The sequence below is a fragment of the Variovorax stachyos genome (genome assembly GCF_051400855.1).
Taxonomy (GTDB): domain Bacteria; phylum Pseudomonadota; class Gammaproteobacteria; order Burkholderiales; family Burkholderiaceae_C; genus Variovorax.
The window spans coordinates 91,361-112,122 of sequence record NZ_JBLFFN010000015.1 but is presented as its reverse complement, the minus strand read 5'-3'; the positions used below and the strand labels follow the sequence as shown (position 1 = coordinate 112,122).

Genomic DNA, 20,762 nt, shown 5'->3' with positions numbered 1-20,762 from the left:
GGAGCACCGCGGCGCCCCGGCAATGACCGCGCTCGCGCTTCAGCTTGTCGGACAGCGGCGCGTCTTGAGGAGCTGGAGGACCTTCGCCTTAAACATCACGATCCGGCTCGGCTCCGGCTCAGATCTGCCGATAGGCAGCAGCGAGCTCGGCGACGAAGTCCTCGAAGCGCGTGGGCGTCGTGTTCTCGGGCGTGCGGCCTGCCCGCGGGCCGACCCGCTCTTCGTTGAAGGCGCGCGTCATTTCCAGATAGAGCGCCACGAAGCTGGGCGACAGGCCGGCGCCGACCAGCGCCTCACCCATCTCGGCCTCCGACAACTGGACATAGGGCAGCTCGGGTCGGCCGATGGCCGTGCCGACCAGGCGGGCGATGTCACGGTGGCTGATGTCGCGCTGGCCCAGGAGCTCGCGCACCGCCACGCCGGTCCAGTCGCGCGCCAGCAGTGCCTGGGCCGCGACCGCGGCGATGTCGTCGGCGGCGATCATGGGCACGGGGAGATCGGGCGCGACGGTGTCGGCCAGCATGCCCGCTTGCTTGATGGTGCCGAGCGCGTCGTAGAGGTTCTCGAAGAAGGAGACCGGGCGCAGCAGCAGCAGGTCGATGCCGGCGATCTTGCGCAGGCGCTGCTCCTGCCGGTGCAGGCCGGCGATGACCCCGGTGCCCTCGGGCACATCGGCGCCCAGGCTGCTGAGCGCGACCACGCGGCGCACCCCGCTGGCCTGCACGGCCTGCGCGATGGCCTCGCCCTCCTCGTCCTGCCGTGCCGCGTAGTCCGGCGCCTGGCGGTCGGTCGCCAGCAGGGTGTAGACCGCGTCGGCCCCACGAAACGCTTGTGCCAGGAAAGCCGGGTCGCGGCTGTCGCCGGCCAGCACCTCGGCGCCGTCGCTTGCAAGCGCGGCCAGCTTCTCGGGGTTGCGGCCGATGGCACGGACCCGGGCCCCTGCGGGCAGCAGGCGCCGGGCGATCTTGCCGCCGGTGTGGCCGGTGGCGCCCATGATGGTGAAGAGAGGGGTGGTGCTCATGATCGGGACTCCGGGGGTGGGTTGAACATGGCGTCTACTATCGTCGGCCGGTTCAGGCCTATCAATGACTCAGCGTCGCTGATCGATGCTCATTCGTCCAAGGCAGCTGGACGATGGGTGAGGTGACCTACATACTCGCCGCATGCAGATCGCCGATGCCTTCACCCCCGTTGATCCGCTGGGCGAAGCCCTGCATTTCCTGCGCATGAACGGCGTCTTCTACTGCCGCTCCGAGTTCAGCGCGCCCTGGGGAGTCGCGTTGCCGCCGATGGCGCACTGCCTGATGTTCCATGTCGTGACTTCCGGTCCCTGCTGGCTCGAGGCCGAGGGGTTGGAGCCGCAGCGGCTTGCGCCGGGCGACTTCGCGCTGGTGCCGCACGGCGCCGGCCACCGGCTGGTGAGCGAGCCGGGCGCCGAGGCCGCCGGGCTCTTCGACCTGCCGCGTGAGCAGCTCAGCGAGCGCTACGAGGTCCTGCGCCACGGCGGCGGCGGCGCGGCGACCAGCCTGGTCTGCGGCGCGGTGCGCTTCGATCACCCGGCCGCGCAGCGCCTGGTGCAACTGCTGCCCGCGGTGATCCGCATGGACGCCGAGCGCTCGCCCGAGGCCGAATGGCTGGGCAGCACGCTGCGCTTCATGGCCGCGGAGGCGAGCGCCTTGCGGCCGGGCGGCGAGACCATCATCACCCGGCTGGCCGACATCCTCGTGATCCAGGCCATCCGTTCGTGGATGACGCGCGATCCGGCCGCGCGCACCGGCTGGCTCGGCGCCCTCCAGGACCGGCAGATCGGCCGTGCCATCTCGCTCATCCACCGCGAACCGGCGCGGCCATGGACCGTGGCTTCGCTCGCTGCCGAGGCCGCGATGTCGCGTTCGGCCTTCGCCGCACGTTTCACGGCCATCGTCGGCGAGCCGGCGATGCACTACGTGGCGCGCTGGCGCATGCAGGTGGCGCTCACGCTGCTGCAGGAGAAGAATGCGCGGCCGGTGGAGCTGGCGAGCCAGCTGGGGTATCAGTCCGAGGCGGCTTTCAGCCGCTCGTTCAAGCGCTTCATCGGGGTCTCGCCGGGGGCGGCGCGGCGCGCGCAGGTTGCGGTGCCGCCTGGGTTCTGAAAAGTAGTCGCTGCAGGCTCATCTGCTTTCAACTGTCAATTGGTCGGAAGCTGAAAGTACTGGCATTGCGACATGGAAGACTGGCGGCGCCGCACTCTTCATTGAGTGGCGCCCACTTCGGGCGCCGCTGCGTCAATTGGGACGGAAGAGGTTCTGCGGAATGCCCGCCGCGCTGAAGAGATAGTCGCGCGAGGCTTCCAGCTCGCGGCGCAGCCGTCGCAGGTCGACATCGAGCAGCTTGCCCTTCCACTTGCGCACCTTGCCCGCGACGATGACCGTCTCGACGTTGGAGCGCTCCATCAGCGATACCACCGCACCGGGCACGACGTTGAGCGGCGCCACGTTGATGGCCTCGGCGTCGAGGATGATGATGTCGGCCTCCTTGCCGGGCGTGAGCGATCCGGTCTTGCGATCGAGCCGCAGGTCGCGCGCGCCCTCCATCGTGGCAAAGCGCAGCACATCGCGCGTGGTCAGCAGTTCCGGCAGGGTGGGTGGGTTGTTCTGCTCCAGCGCCATCTGGTTGACGAAGGCCCTCTGCAACGCCATGGCGCTGCGCATCTGGGTGAACATGTCCGCGGTCAGGGTGCATTCCACGTCCACGCTCAGCGAGGGCTGGATGTCGAGGGAGAGCGTCTTGAGAATGGGCGGCATGCCATGGCGCATGTTCATCTCGATCGGGACGGCGAGCGAGACGCCCGCGCCGGCCTCCTTCACCTTTTGCCAGCTCATGTCGGACATCCCGGTCATGTGAATGAACAGGTTGTCAGGACCGAACTGATTGGACGCTGCGAGCGCATCGAAGGTCGGGGCCATGCCGAAGCTGCCGACGATGTGCGCCACCACCTGCAGCCCGAGCTGGCGCCCGAGCGCCCAGGCCACCGCGAAGCCGGGCAGGTAGATCTCGCCCCCCATGGTCATGGACAGGAGCTGGTCGTCGGAGCTGAAGTACTGCCCCTTGATGCGGGCAGCATCCGCCGGATACTGGTTGCCCGGGACATTGCCAGCGCTCTCGAAGTAGCCGAACACGCTGCGCCGCCCCGAGTCGGCCAGGCCCTTGATCGCGGCGTCGGAGTGCTGCGGCGAGTGGTGGATCTGGGAGATGTCGTGCACCGTCGTGACACCCGCGTCGAGCTGGCTGAGCCCGCCGAAGAGCTCGTTGATGTAGACGTCCTGCGGCCGGTAGACCGGAGCGAACTTCCCGAGGATGTGCTCGAAATAGTTGATGGCGCCGTGCGGCTTGCCGTCGTTGAACAGCAGCCCGTCGGCCAGGAAACTGCGCAGCGCGGTCTCGAACTGGTGGTGGTGCGTATCGATGAACCCGGGCATCACGATCTTGCCGCGGGCGTCGATCACGGCGCCAGCCGCTGGCAGGTTCGGTCCGACCGCGATGATCTTCTTGCCTTCGACCAGCACATCGGCCTGGACGAAATCTCCCACTTTCGGGTCCATCGACATGACGTGGCCGCCTCGAATGACATAACGTCGTCCGTGTCGGCCGCTGTCCTTGTGGGAATCATCGTCATCCTGCGCTGCCCCAACGCGCTCGGTGAACAGGCCCAGCCCGGCTGCCGCAGCAGCCGTCCCCGCCGTTCCAGCCTTCAGGAAGTCGCGCCGTGAATAGCCCGCAGCATGGTCCTGTGAGCGGGAATGGTCTTGCGGCCTGCCTTGATCGCACAGTTTGCACATTGCTTGTCTCCTCCAGCTGGAGTCATCCGGAATGACGGCTCCTGGGATCTTCATAGGTGGAGAGACCCGCGGTGTAAAGCAGTGTTACATCGCAAGCGAGGCACCGGCTGCTGCCGCTACGACTATTTCCAGAACCGGCGCGCCTGCGCGATTTTGTCCAGTGCGGCCCGGCATTCGAGCGCACCCTGGGCCTGTCGCGCCGAGAGCCAGCCAACCGCGAACCAGGCCCGGCCGTCCTGCCCGGCCGCCTCGCGGTAGGCGTTGATCGCCACCGCCGCGTCGTTGTGCTCGCCCAGCGCATCCTGGGCCGGACGCAGTTCCTTCAGGTAGCGCGCGGCACGGTTCTTTCCGAAGATGGGCGCCACGAACTCGGCCAGGTAGCGCAGGCGCTTGAGCCGCTTGCGGACCCGGTGCTGCGCCTCGGGCTCCAGCGTGTCGAAACGCCGGCCGTCGCGCACCACCTGGCGGTGGAGTTTCGACAGGCGCGCGCGCAGCGGCTTGCGGGCCGGGTCGGCATGCTGCTCGGCCGGGGCCGCGCCGGCGGGTTGTTCCTCGGGCGGCAGCGACGCGGCGATCAGGCTGATCAGCGCCAGCTGGAAGGCCTGGCCGCGCACCACCGCGGTCGGCTCCGGCTCCGGCTCGGCGGGCTCGGGCCAGTTCACCGGCGGGCCGCCGGCCGCTTCGATCCGAGGCTGCACCATCTGCTGCAGGTGCTCGCGATCGCGCTGCCGGCCCAGCGCGCGGAAGGCGTCCACCAGGGCGGGCTCGCAGGCGGGGTCGATGGCCGGTGCGAAGTCGGCCATCTCGCGCAGCGCGCTGCGCAGGCGACGGATGCCGACGCGCAATTGGTGCACATGCTCGGGCTCGGGGCTGCCGGCGGCCACTTCGCTGGCATTGGGCAGGATCTGCGCCAGGCAGGCGCCGATCACCGCGCGGAACAGCTGCGGCCCATCCATGTCCTCGTCCACCGCAGGCGGCTCGGCCTTGACCGCCTCGCCGTACTCGAGGCCCTTGGCCAAGCGCTCGCCGCGCGCGGCCTTGGACACCGTGTCCAGCGAGATCCGGTAGCGCAATCGCCAGCGGCGCGCGAGTTCGAGCAGGGATTGGGGGCTGCCGCTCTTGAGCTCGATCTCGAGCTCGCACACGGCATGCGAGCGGTCGCCGGCGCGCACCTCGCCGCGGTCGAAGGCGAGCTCGACCCGGGCATCGCCAGTGCGCATCTCGCGGCTGGTACGGCGGATGTCGGTGGCATGCAGCGGCATCAGCCGCGCCTCGGCCGGCGCCTGCCCGGCGGCGCGCAGCGCCTTGTCGATCAGCGCGCCGACGGGCGTGCCGGCGTGACGCTCCAGGCGCGGCAGCGGCCCGTCGCCGGCTTCGGCGGGCTCGATCTCGGCGTTATGTTCGTGGCGCTCCAGCGCATTGCCGCCCGGCGCCTTCGCGGTCTGCACCCAGCGCTGCCCTTCCTTGCGGATGCGCAGCACGACGCGGTGAGCCGCCAGTGCGCCGTCGGCGGTGTCGTAGTAGCGCGCCTGGAGGCGTGTCCGCGTCGAGCGGCCCCTCGCGACCGCCGCTTCGACGGCCGCCCGGTCGCGCGGATCGACCTGGAACTTGAGCTCGAATTCCGTCACGTCTTTTTCAGACGGCACCCCCGCGGGCGGCGTGCTCAGCCCGGGAGCTCGCTGACTTGCAGGGACAGGTCGAAAAGCTTGGATTTGCTCGCGTAGTAGCGGTCGAGCCGCCATTCCTTGAGGATGTCCATCGCCAGCTGGAAGCTCTTGTAGTCGAGCTGATACAGCGTGACCAGCTCGAAGCTGCGCTCGGATTCGAGCGCCAGGACGAGGCGGGCGAGGATCTGGGCCGATTCGTTGGTCGGGTCCGTCTCGATGAAGCGGCGGGCGACCTTGATGGCGTTCATGGGCTGGGTTCCTCCTAATGGAACCAGGAACTATAGCCAGCCCTACTTAGCCTTTTGTGACAGTCTGATGACGGTGTAGGTCTTAGGTTTTCGCTTGACGGGTTCACTGAACCGGCACCGGAATCGGCGTCACGGTCTCGCGAATCAGGCCACCGCCCAGCACGCTGCCTTCGACGGAGGTCGTGCCGGTGCCGCGCATGCGGGCTTCGCAAGCGGGCCGATCGGCCGGAGGCTGCAGGGCGCAGCGGGCCAGTGCGTTCTGTTCGTAGCTGGTGGTAGGCGCGCTGGTCAGTCCGCCGCGCCGGGCTTCGTAGCGGGCGGCGCCCGCCTCGCGCAGGCAGGCGTTGCGATCCTGCAGAACGCCGTCGCAGACGGCGCGCTCGCGCTGGTAGCCGGGGTCGGTGCCCTGTGCTGCGCCCAGGGATGGCAGCGCGAGGCTGCCTGCGGCAAGCACGAGGGCGAGGCTCGAACGAATGGTCTTGTTCATGAAGGCGCTCCTTTCAGGGGCAGGCGGCGCAGCATGCGCCGGCCGGACAGGCAGTGTCTGCCGCCGTCAGGCAGGATGCTGTGGGACTGGGGCGGCTCGGCGCCCGGCGGCCGGGCCGCAGCTTCATGTGGGACAGGTCCCGCACGCCGGCCGGAAGCGCGCCGGCCTTCGTGCCCCTTCAGGCTTCGGCGATGCGCTTTGCCAGGTGAGCGAGCGCTTCCTCGACCTGGTCGACCAGGATCAGCGACAGGTCGCCGGGCCGCAGCCGCTCGAGCGCGGTGTCGATGGCGATGAACTCGCCGCGGATCTCGTCGATGGCGCGGGTGCGGGTGGCGCCCTCGAGGCCCTGGCGCAGCAGCGCCATGACTTCGCCGTCGGCCCGGCCGCGCTGGGCCGCATCCTGATAGAGGATCACGTCGTCGAAGGCCTGGCCGAGGATGGCGGTCTGGTCGCGGATGTCGCAGTCGCGGCGGTCGCCGGCGCCGCTGATCACCACCGAACGCTTCTTCGCGGGCATGGTGTCGACCGCCGCCACCAGGGCCCGCATCGCATCGGTGTTGTGGCCGTAGTCGGCGATCACGGTGGCGCCGCGGTAGTCCATCACGTTGAAGCGGCCCGGCACGCCGGCCGCGTCGTTCTTGAAGCTCGCCAGGCCGCTGCGGATGCTGTCCCAGTCCAGGCCGACGGCCCAGGCGGCAGCGACGGCGGCCATCACGTTGTCGACCTGGAAGCCGATGCTGCCGTTGCGCGTGATCTGCACGTCGCGCAGCGGAATGCGCTCGCGCCACGAACCCTCCGCCGCGATCAACATGTCCTGGTCGACGTAGACGGTGCGCTTGCCCTGGGCCCGATGCGTGGCCATCACCGGGTGCTGCCGGTCGCGGGCGAAGAAGATCACGGCGCCGGGGCAGCTCGCGGCCATGGCCGCCACGTTCGGGTCGGCCGCGTTGAGCACCGCGTAGCCTTCGGGGGCCACGTTGCGCACGACCACGCGCTTGAGCACCGCCAGGTCCTCGACGGTGGTGATGTAGTTGAGGCCGAGGTGGTCGCCGCTGCCGATGTTGGTCACGACCGCCACCTGGCAGCGGTCGAAGCCGAGCCCCTCGCGCAGCACGCCGCCGCGCGCCACCTCGAACACGGCGGCATCGACGTCCGGGTGCAGCAGGACGTTGCGCGCGCTCTTGGGACCGCTGCAGTCGCCGCTGTCGGTCTGGCGGCCGTCGACGTACACGCCGTCGGTGTTGGTCATGCCGGTGCGCAGGCCGCTGCCGGCGAGCAGGTGATTGATCAGGCGCGCGGTGGTGGTCTTGCCGTTGGTGCCGGTCACCGCCACCACCGGGATGCGGCCGTCGTCGCCGGGGGCGAACAGGGTGTCCATGACCGCCTCGCCGACCGCGCGGCCGCGGCCGAAGGAGGGCGAGATGTGCATGCGCAGGCCGGGCGCGGCGTTGACCTCGACCACGCCGCCGTGCTGTTCCTCCAGTGGGCGCAGCACGTTTTCGCAGACCATGTCGACGCCGCAGATGTGCAGGCCCACCATCTGGGCGGCATCGACCGCGCGTGCCGCGACTTCGGGGTGCACCGTGTCGGTGACGTCGGTGGCGGTGCCGCCGGTCGACAGGTTGGCGTTGTTGCGCAGCACCACGCGCTGGCCCAGCGCCGGCACGCTGTCGGGCGTGAGGCCCTGGGCCTCGAGGCGGCCGACGGCGATGTCGTCGAGCCGGATCTTGGTCAGCGAGGTGGCATGCCCTTCGCCGCGGCGCGGGTCCTGGTTGACCAGGTCGACCAGCTGGCGCACGGTATGGCTGCCGTCGCCGATAACCTGCGGCGGGTCGCGGCGCGCGGCGGCGACCAGCCTGTCGCCGACCACCAGCAGGCGGAAGTCGAAGCCCGGCAGGAACTTCTCGACCATCACCTCGCCGTAGGCAGCGGCCGAGTCGTAGGCGGCGGCCAGCTGCTCGCGCGTGCCGATGTTGACGGTGACGCCCTTGCCCTGGTTGCCGTCCTGCGGCTTCACCACCACAGGCAGGCCGATTTCCTGCGCGGCGGCCCAGCCGTCCTCGACGCTGGTGACCGGGCGGCCTCGCGGCACCGGCACGCCGGCGGCGTTGAGGAGCTGCTTGGTGAGCTCCTTGTCCTGTGCGATCGACTCGGCCACGCCGCTGGTGCTGTCGACTTCCGCGGCCTGGATGCGGCGCTGCTTCGAGCCCCAGCCGAACTGCACCAGGCTGCCGCTGGTGAGACGGCGGTAGGGGATGCCGCGTGCCACGGCGGCATCGACGATCGAGCCGGTGCTCGGACCCAGGCGCTCCGATTCGTCGAGGTCGCGCAGCTCGGTGATGGCGGCGTGGGCGTCGAAGGCGGCGCCGGCCTGGGCGGCGGCGATCAGCTGCTCGGCAAGCTCCAGCGCGCGCCGGCCGACGGCTTCCTCGCTGTACTGGAAGGCGACTTGATAGACGCCTTCGTCGATGGTGCGCGCGGTATGGCCGAAGTTGACGGCGCAGCCGGCGTGGGCCTGCAGCGCGACGGCCGCGTTCTCCAGCACGTGGGCCAGCGCCAGCGGCTGGCCGAGCACCATCGGGTGCAGTTCCCCGATGGTGGGGAAGAGGGCGCGCAGGCGGCGCTCGAAGCCGGGCAGCCGTCCGACGGCGTTCTCGTCGCCGCTGCAGGTGACGATGGCCTCGATGCAGGTGTGGCGGCTCCAGAGATTGGGCCCGCGCAGCGCGCGAATGCGTTTGACGTCCATAACGATGAGGCGAAGGGGCGATTCGGGGACCGGGCGCTGCCGGTCAAGCCATTTGTTGCTCGGGCGAAAGAAGGGTCTGCGACAGCTGCAGCGAGGCGAGGGCGGCCTGCAGGTCGGCTTCGAAGGCTTCGACGCCGGCGCCGATCAGGCCGAGCGGAATGCCCAGGGCCCAGGCGGCGGCGACGGCGGCCAGCAGGCTCTCGAGGTCGACGCCCGCATGGGTGGCGCGCCAGATGGTCAGCCGTCCCAGCCCGGGCAGGAAGGATTCGCTGCTGCCGTTGGCCAGCACCACGCGGTCTTGCCGCACCAGCACGGCCTTGCCGCCCGCCTGCTGGTGCTTGAGCAGCGCCTCGGCTTGCGGATCGGCCGAATAGAGGATCACCCCGCCGTCGCACAACGGCGCCAGGCCGGCGACGCGCGGGTCGGCCGCGTTGAGTACGGCCGTGCCTTCGGGCAGCACCACGTCGACCTGGGTGCGCAGCACCTTGACCATCTGGTCGCTTTCGGTGATGTCGAACTCGGCCAGCGCCTCGGCGCCTTCGAGGTCGGTCACGATGCCGACCTCGCAGCGGTCGTAGGCCAGGCCGTCGCGCAGGATGGTGCCGGCGCCGTTCTCGATCACCACGGCCTGCACGGCGCGGTTCATCAGCAGGCGGCGGCCGGCGTCGAAGTTGGCGCTGTCGCGCGCGTCGACGCGGCGGCGCTCGAGGAACAGGCCGTCGCGGCAGGCCAGGCCGGCGTGGCGGCCGCCCAGGCCGACGAGCCAGGCGACCAGGCGCGCCAGCACGGCGGTGCCCCGCGAACCGGCCACGCCCACGACCGGGATGCGGCCGGGCGCGTCATCGGGGAACAGGTGGTCGCAAATCGCGCGACCCACCGGCCGCGGCGAGCCTACGGCGGGCTTCAGGTGCATCAGCAGGCCGGGGCCGGCATTCACCTCGACGATGGCGCCGCCCTGCGCCGCGAGCGGCCGGGCGATGTCCTGCGCCACCAGGTCGACGCCGGCGATGTCCAGGCCCACCACCCGCGCCGCCAGCACGGCGGCATGGGCGACCTCGGGATGGACCTGGTCGGTGCAGTCGAAGGCCATGTTGCCGTTGCGCTGGATGGTGACCACCCGGCCCGCCGCCGGCACTGCCGCGGCGTCCAGGCCCTGGCGCTTGAGCTCGAGCTGGAGCTTGGCGTCGGTCGCGACGTCGAGCACGTCGAGCGGGAACTCCTCCTCGGCGCCGCGCCGCGGGTCGCTGTTGAGCTGGCTGTCGATCAGCTGGGCCACGGTGGAGCGGCCGTCGGCCGTCACGGTGATGATCTCGCCACGCGCGGCCGCCACCACCTGGCCGCCCACCACCAGCAGGCGATGCTCGTGACCGAGGACGAAGCGCTCGACCATCACATCGCTGCCCTCGGGCTCGGCGACGGCAAAGGCGGCTTCCACTTCTTCGCGGGTGTTCAGCTCGAGCGCGACGCCGCGGCCGTGGTTGGCGTCGGAGGGCTTGACCACCACCGGCAGGCCGATGTCCTCGGCGGCTTCCCAGGCCTCCTGGGCGCTGGCGACCACCTGGCCTTCGGGCACCGGCACGCCGCAGGCGGCCAGCAGCGACTTGGTGAGTTCCTTGTCGCTGGCGATCGATTCGCCGATTGCGCTGGTGTAGTCGGTCTCTGCGGTCCAGATGCGCTGCTGATTGGCGCCGTAGCCCAGCTGCACCAGGTTGCCGCTGTTCAGGCGCATGTGCGGGATGCCCCGGTCGGTGGCGGCGCTGACGATGCAGGCCGTGCTGGGGCCGAGATAGCAATCTTCGACCTTGGCCTTGACGGCATCGACCGCGCGCTGCACGTCGGCGGCATCGAAGGGGGCGTTGTTGATGGTCGCCATCAGCAGGCGGTGGCCCTCGGCCAGCGCGACGCGGGCGACCTGCTCGTCGCGCGCGCGAAAGACCATCCGGTAAACGCCGTGCTGCGAGGTGCTGCGGGTCTGGCCGAAGCCGGTGGGCATGCCCGCCAGGTTGAGCAGTTCGATCACCACGTGTTCGAGCACATGGCCGGCCCAGGTGCCCTCGGTGAGGCGCTGGATGAAGCCGCCGCGCTCGCCGACGCCGCAGTGGTGTTCGATGAGCGCCGGGAGCAGGGTGGTCAGGCGTTCGGTGAAGCCGGAGATCTTGTTGGAGGGGTAGTCCTCCAGCGCTCCCAGATCGAGCCAGACTTCCAGCACGGGCCGGTAGGTCCAGAGGTTCGGGCCGCGCAGGTACTTGATGCGCAGGAGGCGGATGTCGTCGAAACGGGTCATGCAAACGTTCGTTGTGCTTTGGCCGAGCACTGCGGCGCCTTCAAGCGCGCCCATGGCCATGGGTCAGAATCGGCGCGCGGCGAGCGCCATGAAGCGGCCCTCGGCCGGCCAGACACACAGAAACACAATGCAACATCACGATCCAGTCGGCACCCCGAAGGGCGAAGAGGAGGGGGCTTCAGACGCGCTGAAAAGCCGGCTCAGAGCTGCGGAAAACGTGCTGGCGACGATCCCGGTTGACCTTGATGGCGAACTTCGGTTTGCTTCCGGCCTGCTCGCCCTGACCGATCGGCGCCTGCTCGCCCGCGATGCACAGGGGGCCTGGGCCGAGTGGCCGCTGGCCCGACCGGGCCTCGAATTGCAGTTGGCCGACCATGCCGGCATCGGCACCCTGGACCTGCTGGACGGCCGCGGCCGGCTGGCGCGCTGGCGTTACACCCTGGCACACCAGGCTGCGGCGCTGCGGCTGCAGAAGCTCCTCGGCCAGCAGGCTGCCGGTGTCGCGCCGGTGACAGAGGCCGAAACCGACGAGGGCACCCTGCCCGAGCAGGAGCTGCAGACCCCGCCCTCCACCTGGGTGCTGCTGCGCCTGGGCCGTTTTGCCCGACCCTACCGCAAGCAGCTGATCGCCGGCTTCCTGCTGACCCTGGCCTCGACCGCGGCCACGCTGGTGCCGCCGTACCTGACCATCCCGCTGATGGACGACATCCTGATCCCGTTCCAGAACGGCCAGCAGATTGCCGTGGAGAAGGTCGCGCTGTTCCTGAGCCTCCTGCTGCTGGCAGCACTCACGGGCTGGGCATTGGGCTGGGCCCGGACCTACCTGCTGGCGCTGGTCTCGGAGCGCATCGGCGCCGACCTGCGCACCACCACCTACGAGCACCTGCTGACCTTGCCGCTCGATTACTTCGGCGGCAAGCGCACCGGCGACCTGATGGCGCGCATCGGCTCGGAGACCGACCGCATCGACGTGTTCCTGTCGCTGCACGCGCTCGATTTCCTGACCGACGTGCTGATGATCGCGATGACGGCCGTCATCCTGGTCTCCATCAACCCGCTGCTGGCGGTCGTCACGCTGGTGCCATTGCCCTTCATCGCCTGGATGATCCACGTGGTGCGCGACCGGCTGCGCACCGGCTTCGAGAAGATCGACCGCGTCTGGAGCGAGGTGACCAACGTGCTGGCCGACACCATCCCCGGCATCCGCGTCGTCAAGGCCTTTGCACAGGAGAAGCGCGAGGCCGACCGCTTCCGCGCGGCCAACGTCTACAACCTGCAGGTCAACGACAAGCTCAACAAGACCTGGTCGCTGTTCACACCCAGCGTGTCGCTCCTGACCGAGATCGGCCTGCTGGTGGTCTGGGGCTTCGGCATCTGGCAGGTGGCGCGAGGCCGCATCACGGTGGGCGTGCTGACCGCCTTCATCGCCTACATCGGGCGCTTCTACACGCGGCTGGATTCGATGAGCCGCATCGTCTCCGTCACGCAGAAGGCGGCGGCCGGCGCCAAGCGCATCTTCGACATCCTCGACCATGTGAGCAACGTGCCCGAGCCCGCCGACCCGGTGAAGATCGAGCGCGTGCAGGGCCGCATCGAGATGCGCGACGTGGGCTTCCGCTACGGCAGCCGCGCGGTGATCCGCGACCTCGACCTGGTGATCGAGCCGGGCGAGATGATCGGCCTGGTGGGCCACAGCGGCTCCGGCAAGAGCACGCTGGTCAACCTGATCTGCCGCTTCTACGACGTGACCGACGGCGCCATCCTGGTCGACGGCACCGACATCCGCCGCTTCGCCGTGGCCGACTACCGCCGCCACGTCGGGCTAGTGCTGCAGGAGCCTTTCCTGTTCTTCGGCACCATCGCCCAGAACATCGCCTACGGCAAGCCCGAGGCGACGCGCGAGGAGATCGTCGCCGCCGCGCGCGCGGCGCATGCGCACGACTTCATCCTGCGCCTGCCGCACGGCTACGACTCGCTGGTGGGCGAGCGCGGACAGGGGCTGTCGGGCGGGGAGCGGCAGCGCATCAGCATCGCGCGGGCGCTGCTGATCGATCCACGCATCCTGATTCTCGACGAGGCCACCTCGGCGGTGGACACCGAGACCGAGAAGGAAATCCAGAAGGCCCTGGACAACCTGGTGCAGGGCCGCACCACCATCGCCATCGCGCACCGGCTCTCGACCTTGCGCAAGGCCGACCGGCTGGTGGTGATGGACCGCGGCCTGATCGTCGAGGTCGGGCCGCACGATGTGCTGATGCAGAAGCGGGGCGCCTATTGGCGGCTCTACCAGGCGCAGCTGCGGCAGGTCGACGAGGATGAGAGCCCGGGCTCGGCGGCCGAGCGAGCCGGCGTCGCGCCGGGCTTCGGCGGGCATGCGGCACATCCGGCGGGAGACGCATGATGAGCGCGAGTTTCAAACTGGAACGCGATGCCTTCGGCCACCTGGTGCTGATCGAGGCCGAAGGGGTCCGTCACGTCGGCGTGGTGCCGGTGCGCGCCTTCCCGCTGAGCGCGCCGGACGAGGGCCTGTCGCTGGTCGGCAGCGAAGGCCGCGAGCTGCTGTGGATCGATCGGCTGGACAACCTGCCCGAGCCGGTGCGCGCTCTGCTCGCCGAAGACCTGGCTGCCCGCGACTTTGCGCCCACGCTGCTGAAGCTGCACAAGGTGTCGAGCTTCGGCGTGCCCAGCACCTGGACCGTGAGCACCGACCGCGGCGACGCCCAGTTCGTGCTCAAGGCCGAGGAGGACATCCGCCGGCTCGAGGGCGGCGCACTGCTGATCGCGAGCGCGCATGGGGTGCAGTTCCGCATTCCGGATGTGAAGGCGCTGGACCGGGGGTCTCGCAAGCTGCTGGAGCGATTCCTTTAGGCAGATGGAATCTTCATCCAGAGGACGCATCAGATGCCCGAAGACCCAGTCAGCACGCGATGCGAGGAACCCGAAGGGGCATTTGGTTACTGACAGTCGGCGTGCTCATCCGAGCACAAACAACGCTTCAGACCATCCTCGATGCCACTCCCCGCTTTCGTTCACCACCCCGATCCCGCCATCGACCCCCTTGTGCGCGAAGTGGTCGATTCCCTCCCGCAGATCAAGAAAGCACTTGAGGCGGGCCGTGTCCCGCCGGGCAGTGCACCGATCCCCCGCGAGCAACAGGATGCGTTGTTCCAGATCGTCCAACAACTGTGCGATCAAGAGCACTTCTTCCACGCGGCGCCGCTGGCACTGTTTCTTGCGATTCATCATCCGAAGGACAGGCGCTATTCCTTCTGCGCGGGCCGTGCCTTTCAGCGATTGGCCGCGTTCGAAGTGGCCGTCGTGTTCTACGAAATGTGCCTGCAGGAGCACAGAGCACGCATCGTCACTTACCGATTGGGCGAATGTCTTGCCGGTCTCGGCAGGGCCGACGAGGCCGTCCGGCTTTTCGACGCTGCATTCGATATGGCGAGGGGCGTCGATCAGTACCGCAGCCTGCAAGACGCCGCCGAGCAGGCCATCGATCGCCTGCGTTCGGCTACCACGTCCGCATAGGAGCCTCCATGAAGCCGGTAGGACTTGCGCCGCTTTCCCTTTCCCCCCGTACCCTCGCGCACAGCGAGAGTGAGAGTGAGCAAGACTGGGCAGGTGTGGAGATGAGGGAACTGGACAGCGAAGTTTCGATGCAGCCAGACGAGACGGTCACTTCTCCGCTCCTTTTGAACCCGGATCCAGATCCGAATCCGACATTGCAACTTGTCGACCCTTCAGGTGGCTCGATACGATTTGCTGCCGTCAAGAAGGACTGCCCCCGGCACGTCAACGTGGCCTTGGCGGCAGTCGCTGGCGGCGTCCTTGGCGGCATGGCCGGCGGGGTTGCCGGTGTTGTGGTGAAACAGGCGGCCGACCTGACCGTCGAGGCATCCTATGCCGCTTCGGCGGGCGGGGTTGCCGCGGGTGTGTTGCTGGGTTCAGCAATCGGGCTGGTGCTGGCAATGTGGGGTGAAAAATGCCTGTGAATGGATCTGGCTGCGTCCAATGCTCATTGAAGACGGACTGCCCAGGTCACTGGCATGATTCGCTGCCTCGAGGCCGACGCCGATATCACCGGGCCACCTGCGCCCTGACCTTCTGCACCTGCCAGCCTCGCTAGCGAGTACGCAACTCACCCGATGCACACCACCGCACTCGTCCTCTTCTCCGGCGGCCAGGACTCCACCACCTGCCTGGCCGAGGCGCTCGACAAGTACCAACGCGTCGAGACCCTCGGCTTCGACTACGGCCAGCGCCACAGCGTGGAGCTCGAGGCGCGCGGCACCGTGCTGGCGCATCTGCGCGAGCGCTTCCCGCAGTGGGCGCCGCGGCTGGGTGAGGACCACCTGGTCAAGGTCGATGTGCTGGGGCAGATCAGCGAGTCGTCCCTGACGCAGGACATCGCCTTCGAGATGCAGGCCAACGGCCTGCCCAACACCTTCGTGCCGGGGCGCAATCTGCTGTTCCTCACGCTGGCCGGCGCACTGGCCTACCGGCGCGGGCTGGAGGTGATCGTCACCGGCGTCTGCGAGACCGATTTTTCGGGCTACCCCGACTGCCGCGACGACACGATGAAGGCGATGCAGCTCGCGCTCTCGCTGGGCATGGACCGGCGCTTCGTGATCGAGACCCCGCTGATGTGGATCGACAAGGCCGCGACCTGGGCCATGGCGCACCGTCTGGGCGGCCAGCCGCTCGTCGACCTGGTCATCGAGGACACCCACACCTGCTACCTGGGCGACCGAAGCCGGCGCCATGCCTGGGGCTACGGCTGCGGCAATTGCCCGGCTTGCGAGCTGCGCGCTCGCGGCTGGGAGCGCTACGCCGCGTCGAGCCGGTAGCGCGCGCCCGTGCCTTCGGGTTGCGGCACCAGGGTCCAGCGCTTGTCGTGGAAGGCCGCGGCCGAGGCCCGGTGCGCGATCGACACCATCGCACCGCCGGCCGCGCGCACGCCCTCCGCCAGGCGCTTGTAGAGCGTCTCCTCGGCCTGCGCGTCGAGCGCGCTGGTCGCCTCGTCGGCGAACAGCCAGGCCGGCTTCTTGAGCAGCACGCGCGCGATCGCCAGCCGCTGCTGCTCGCCGCCGGAGAGCTTCTGGCTCCAGGCGTCGACGTCGTCGAGCCGGTGGGCGAGCCCGGGCAGCAAGGCATCCTCGAGCGCCTGCTTCAACTGCGCGTCGCTGTAGTCGCCCGCCGGCTGGGGATAGGCCAGCGCGTCGCGCAGCTTGCCGTCGGGTACATAAGGCCGCTGCGGAATGAACATCGCGTTCTCGGGCATCGAGACCTTGCCGCTCGCGAAGGGCCAGATGCCGGCGAAGGAACGGAACAGCGTCGACTTGCCGCTGCCCGAGGGGCCCTGCAGCAGCACGTGCTCGCCCGGCTTGACGTTGAGGGCAGCCTTTGCGAGCAGCGGGGTGCCGTTGGGCAATGCGATGTCGAGGTCATGGGTGGCCAGCGAGCTCGCGCTGTCGCGCACCATCGCGCCATCGGGCTTGGCATGGGCGCGCATGGCATCGTCGAAACTGGTGAGACGGTCGGCCGTGGCGCGCCAGACGGCGACGCGGTCGTAGTTGTCGATGAACCAGCTCAGCTGCGTCTGCACCTTGTCGAAGGCCGTCACGATCTGCATCAGCTGCCCCAAAGGAAAGGCGCCCCCGAAGAAGCGTGGCGCGGCGATGATGAAGGGGAACACCGCGGCGGCCTGGCCGAACGAGAGCGTGAAGGACACCAGGTTCTTCTGCTGCCGGATCAGGGTGAGGTAGTTGCGCAGCACGGCGCCGAAGCGCTTCTCCAGCTGGGCATGCTCGACGCGCTCGCCGCGGTCCAGTGCGATCGCCTCGCTGTACTCGCGCACCCGCACCAGGTGATGGCGGAAGTCGGCCTCGAAGCGCTGCTGCCTGAAGTTGGTGCCGATCAGCGGCCGGCCGATGTAGTGGGTGATGACGGTGCCCACCACGCAATAGGCGATTGCGAGCCAGACCATCGAGCCCGCGACTTCGTAGGTGCTGCCGCCGAGCTTGAAGTCGACCACGCCGCTCAGGCCCCACAGGATGCCGATGAAGCTCACCAGCGTGACCACCGCGTTGAGCAGCCCCATCGACAGCGTGACCGTGTAGTCGGTGAACAGCTGCAGGTCTTCCTGGATGCGCTGGTCGGGGTTGTCGGGCGAGTGGTTGTCGTTGCTGGCCGCGTAGCGCGCAAGCTCGAGCCGGTAGAAGGTACGGTCCGCGATCCAGCGGGTGAGATAGCTGCGCGTCATCCACGCGCGCCAGCGGATCTGCAGCAATTGGGTCAGGTAGAACTTGAGAATGCCGATCGTGATGGCACCGAAGGCGATCCAGCAGAAGAAGCCCAGCTCGCGCCAGAACACGGCCTGGTCGCGGTTCTCGAGCGCGTTGTAGAAGCGGCCGAACCACTGGTTGTTGAGCACCGCCATGTAGACCGTGCCGAGGTTGAGCACAATGATCGTGAGGAGCAGGCCGCGCGCCTTCCATCGGTCTTCTGAACGAAAGTAGGGCGCGGCAAGCGCCCCGATGCGGCGCAGCGTGGCGAGCATGCTCGTGGAGCGGACGGGATCGTTCATGGGCGTGGGGCTCGGGTTGGCGGCTGGAAGCAGCGCCTTTCGGGCCATCGTAGCGCCAGCGCCGGCCGCTCCCTTAAGCGGTTCTGAAACGCCGCTCGTGCCTGCCGGTCAGAGCGGGTTGCTGATCCCGCTGGACACATGCCCGGCCGGCACATGGCGCGCGGCCGCATCGACATGGCCGGTCTGGTCGTCGAAGAAGAAATCGGGCTCGAACTCGCGCAGGAACTCGCCCTTGGACAGGCCGCCGAGGAACATGGCTTCGTCGACGCGGATGTTCCAGTCCATCAGGGTCTGGATCGCGCGCCGGTGGGCGGGCGCGCCGCGCGCCGTCACGAGCGCGGTGCGGATCCGCATGCCGGTGCTCGAGGCCTGCTGCAGCCGGTGCAGCGCCACGAGGAAGGGCTTGAAGGGGCCGGCGCCGAGCGGGACCGCTGCCTTGCTGGTCTCGTGCGCCTGGAAGGCATCCAGGCCTTCCATCTGGAACACCCTTTCTGCTTCGTCCGAGAAGAGGACGGCATCGCCGTCGAAGGCGATCCGCACTTCGTCGGGGTGCAGGGCGCTGGCCAGCGCACCATCGACGCGGACATGCGCGGCGGGGAAGCCGGCGGCGAGCGCCTCCCGCACGTCCGATGCGTTGGCCGACAGGAAGATGTCGGCGTTGAGCGGACGGAGGTAGCGGTAGGGAGGCCGCCCCTGCGTGAACACGCCTCGCTGCACGCGCAGTTCCGCGGCCGCGCCGGAGTTGAAGATGCGCATGCCGGAAACCGGGTCGTTGCGCGAGAGGATCACCACCTCGACGCGCTGGATGCCGTCGTCGTTGAAGCGCAGCAGCTTGCGGATCATCGAGTAGGCGATGCCGGGCGCCGCCGGCACGTCGAGGCGTTCGAGCTGCAGCCGCATGTAGGCGTCGGGGTCGCCGGCATCGAACAGGCGGTTCTCTTCTTCCAGGTTGAACAGGGCGCGAGACGAGATCGCGACCACCAGCTTGTCGTCCAGGGAAACCGGCATCGTTGGCTACTTGACGAACTGGTTCAGCTGGATGATGGGCATCAGCACGGCCAGCACGATCAGCATCACCACCGCGCCCATCGCGACGATCAGCAGCGGCTCGAGGATGGTGGCCAGGTGCATGGCCCGGCGCTGCACCTCGGCGCCCAGCTGCGTGGCCGCGCGCTGCAACATCAGGGGCAGGGTGCCGGTCTGTTCGCCCAGCCGCGCGAACATGGAGACGATGCCGGGGAAGCGCTTTTTCTGCGCCAGCGCCGAGGCCAGCGGCGCACCTTCGCGCACCAGCACCAGCGCATCGAGCGCATCTGCGCGCATCGCGCGATTGCCCAGGGTCTCGGACGCAGCCTGCAGCGCGCGCAGGATCGGCACGCCGGCGGTGGCCAGCATGGCCAGGGTGCTGGCGAAGCGCGCCGCGTTGTAGCCGCGCGAGAGGCGGCCCACGAGCGGCAGCTCGAGCCAGGCGGCATCGAAGCGCTCGCGGAAGGCGGCGCGCGCCAGCGCCATGCGCGCGCCGATGGCCATCACGACGATCGCGCCCAGCATCAGCCAGCCGTAGTTGCGGACGAAATCGCTGAGCGCCAGCATGATCACGGTCAGGATCGGCAGGGCGCGCTTGGTGCCGGCGAAGACGTTGGCCACCTGCGGGACCACGTAGCTGACCAGGAAGACCACGATCACGATGGCGACCAGGGTCACGATGGCGGGGTAGAGCGCAGCGCCGACCAGCTTCTGCTGCAGGGCCTGGCGCTGCTCCAGGTCGTCGGCCAGCCGCTCGAGCACCAGCCCCAGGTTGCCGGTCTGCTCGCCGGCACTGATCACCGCGGTGTAGATGGGCGAGAACTCGCGCGGGTGCTGCGACAGCGTGCGGCCGAAGGGCGAGCCCGCGTTGACGTCGGCCCGCAGCGAGGCGACCAGGTTGCGCTGCTCCTCGGTCTCGGCCTCGTCGGTCAGCGCGGTCAGGGCGCGTTCGAGCGGCAGGCCCGAAGACACGAGCCCGGCGAGCTGCCGGGTCCAGACCGCGAGCGTGGTGGAATTGAAGATGCGCCTGCCGCCCAGCATGCGGCGCCAGCCGCCCGAGGCGGGCGCGCCGCCCTCGGCGCTGCCGACTGCCGTCACCGACAGCGGGATCAGGGCCTGCGCGCGCAGCACGCCGCGCGCGCTGCGGGCAGTGTCGGCTTCGAGCACGCCCTTGCGGGGCTGCCCCTGTTGATCTATGGCTTCGAACGAATAGGCGGGCATGGGGACTGACGGCAAAATGCGCGAGTCCGCATTGTCGACGTTTGGCGCAGCCTTTTCGTCACACGGGCTTCAACAACATTCGAACGAGGAGTCTTCATGCCGCTTCGTACTTCCGCATTTGCCGTTGCCGCGCTGCTGGGCGCGCTGTCGCTGCCTGCCGCCGCGCAGGACCGTCCGACCTACAACGGCTTTCTCTGCTGCAACCTGCGCACCGACGGGAGCTGGATCAGCGACAGCAACTACGCGGAGAGCGGCAAGCGCATCATCCCGGTCGGCACGCCGGCCCAGGTGACCGGCTATGGGCGCCAGCGCGTCAACGTGCTGGTCGATGGCAAGAAGCAGGACATCGGCAACGACTACAGCCGCGACCTGGACCTGGGCACTTTTGCCAAGCGCTATGTGGTGACCGAAGACCCGGCGGCCCGCATCGCGGGCTTTCCGCCCAAGATCCGCGAGGCCATCAAGTCGGCGCGCGTGACCAAGGGCATGACGCGCGAGCAGGTCGCCATGGCGGTGGGTTACCCGATCAGCAGCGAAAACCCGAACCTCGACGCGCCGATCTGGCGCATGTGGCTGAGCAGCTTCAGCGAGTTCCAGGTGCTGTTCGACAACGCCGGCCGCGTGCGCGCGGTGGAGACCGATCCGCAGACGCGCAATCTGGTTGTGCTGGAGTGAG

The 20,762-nt window shown here is 69.0% G+C and carries 17 protein-coding genes; 7 read left to right on the top strand and 10 right to left on the bottom strand.

The annotated features are described in order from the left end of the window. Positions 1–118: 118 nt before the first annotated feature. Positions 119–1,021, bottom strand: coding sequence for an NAD(P)H-binding protein (locus ACMGEZ_RS22945; RefSeq protein WP_436824585.1), 903 nt, complete (start codon positions 1,019–1,021; stop codon positions 119–121). Between the two features lie 142 nt (positions 1,022–1,163). Between ACMGEZ_RS22945 and ACMGEZ_RS22940 the strand changes: the two genes are divergently transcribed. Then, complete coding sequence (locus ACMGEZ_RS22940; protein WP_436824584.1) at positions 1,164–2,132, top strand: AraC family transcriptional regulator; 969 nt, start codon at positions 1,164–1,166, stop codon at positions 2,130–2,132. Between the two features lie 132 nt (positions 2,133–2,264). Here ACMGEZ_RS22940 and ACMGEZ_RS22935 read toward each other — a convergent pair whose 3' ends face one another. The 6 genes from ACMGEZ_RS22935 to ACMGEZ_RS22910 all read right to left on the bottom strand — a co-directional run bounded on the left by ACMGEZ_RS22935 (position 2,265) and on the right by ACMGEZ_RS22910 (position 11,250). Then, a complete protein-coding gene (locus ACMGEZ_RS22935; protein WP_436824583.1) occupies positions 2,265–3,818 on the bottom strand; it encodes an amidohydrolase family protein in 1,554 nt (517 codons plus the stop codon). A 122-nt stretch (positions 3,819–3,940) separates the two neighbouring features. Continuing rightward, the gene (locus ACMGEZ_RS22930) at positions 3,941–5,446 is read right to left on the bottom strand and encodes a CYTH and CHAD domain-containing protein (RefSeq protein WP_436824582.1); all 1,506 of its coding nucleotides are present in this window, start codon (positions 5,444–5,446) and stop codon (positions 3,941–3,943) included. Positions 5,447–5,481: 35 nt separating this feature from the next. Next, positions 5,482–5,733: a hypothetical protein gene (locus ACMGEZ_RS22925; RefSeq protein WP_436824581.1), complete on the bottom strand. Its 252-nt coding sequence runs from the start codon at positions 5,731–5,733 to the stop codon at positions 5,482–5,484. 103 nt (positions 5,734–5,836) lie between these two features. Next, positions 5,837–6,220, bottom strand: a complete 384-nt coding sequence (locus ACMGEZ_RS22920; RefSeq protein ID WP_436824580.1) for a hypothetical protein — start codon at positions 6,218–6,220, stop codon at positions 5,837–5,839. 178 nt (positions 6,221–6,398) lie between these two features. Further along, entirely contained in the window at positions 6,399–8,966 is a 2,568-nt protein-coding gene (gene cphA, locus ACMGEZ_RS22915; protein WP_436824579.1) for a cyanophycin synthetase, read from the bottom strand. Positions 8,967–9,009: 43 nt separating this feature from the next. Beyond that, positions 9,010–11,250, bottom strand: coding sequence for a cyanophycin synthetase (locus ACMGEZ_RS22910; RefSeq protein WP_436824578.1), 2,241 nt, complete (start codon positions 11,248–11,250; stop codon positions 9,010–9,012). A 127-nt stretch (positions 11,251–11,377) separates the two neighbouring features. On the opposite strand from ACMGEZ_RS22910, the gene ACMGEZ_RS22905 reads away from it, so the two are divergent. The 5 genes from ACMGEZ_RS22905 (at position 11,378) to queC (ending at position 16,100) form a co-directional block, all read left to right on the top strand. Further along, positions 11,378–13,651: a cyanophycin metabolism-associated ABC transporter gene (locus tag ACMGEZ_RS22905; protein WP_436824577.1), complete on the top strand. Its 2,274-nt coding sequence runs from the start codon at positions 11,378–11,380 to the stop codon at positions 13,649–13,651. After that, positions 13,648–14,118, top strand: coding sequence for a cyanophycin metabolism-associated DUF1854 family protein (locus ACMGEZ_RS22900; protein WP_436824576.1), 471 nt, complete (start codon positions 13,648–13,650; stop codon positions 14,116–14,118). Before ACMGEZ_RS22905 ends, ACMGEZ_RS22900 begins: the two co-directional genes overlap by 4 nt. Before the next feature lie 141 nt (positions 14,119–14,259). Then, the gene (locus ACMGEZ_RS22895) at positions 14,260–14,781 is read left to right on the top strand and encodes a hypothetical protein (RefSeq protein WP_436824575.1); all 522 of its coding nucleotides are present in this window, start codon (positions 14,260–14,262) and stop codon (positions 14,779–14,781) included. 8 nt (positions 14,782–14,789) lie between these two features. Then, complete coding sequence (locus tag ACMGEZ_RS22890) at positions 14,790–15,245, top strand: hypothetical protein (RefSeq protein WP_436824574.1); 456 nt, start codon at positions 14,790–14,792, stop codon at positions 15,243–15,245. 153 nt (positions 15,246–15,398) lie between these two features. Continuing rightward, positions 15,399–16,100 (top strand): 7-cyano-7-deazaguanine synthase QueC, encoded by a 702-nt coding sequence (gene queC, locus ACMGEZ_RS22885; RefSeq protein ID WP_436824573.1) that lies wholly within the window; start codon positions 15,399–15,401, stop codon positions 16,098–16,100. Here the strand turns inward: queC and ACMGEZ_RS22880 are convergent. The 3 genes from ACMGEZ_RS22880 to gspF form a co-directional block, all read right to left on the bottom strand. After that, entirely contained in the window at positions 16,079–17,839 is a 1,761-nt protein-coding gene (locus tag ACMGEZ_RS22880; RefSeq protein ID WP_436824572.1) for an ABC transporter ATP-binding protein/permease, read from the bottom strand. The genes queC and ACMGEZ_RS22880 overlap by 22 nt on opposite strands. Before the next feature lie 108 nt (positions 17,840–17,947). Further along, positions 17,948–18,847, bottom strand: a complete 900-nt coding sequence (locus ACMGEZ_RS22875) for a 5'-nucleotidase (RefSeq protein WP_436824571.1) — start codon at positions 18,845–18,847, stop codon at positions 17,948–17,950. Between the two features lie 6 nt (positions 18,848–18,853). Then, complete coding sequence (gene gspF / locus ACMGEZ_RS22870; protein ID WP_436824570.1) at positions 18,854–20,086, bottom strand: type II secretion system inner membrane protein GspF; 1,233 nt, start codon at positions 20,084–20,086, stop codon at positions 18,854–18,856. A gap of 96 nt (positions 20,087–20,182) precedes the next feature. Here gspF and ACMGEZ_RS22865 point away from each other — a divergent pair, with 96 nt between their 5' ends. Then, positions 20,183–20,761 carry a hypothetical protein gene (locus ACMGEZ_RS22865; RefSeq protein WP_436824569.1) on the top strand — a complete coding sequence of 193 codons (579 nt, stop codon included), beginning with the start codon at positions 20,183–20,185 and terminating at the stop codon, positions 20,759–20,761. The last annotated feature ends 1 nt before the right edge of the window (position 20,762 follow it).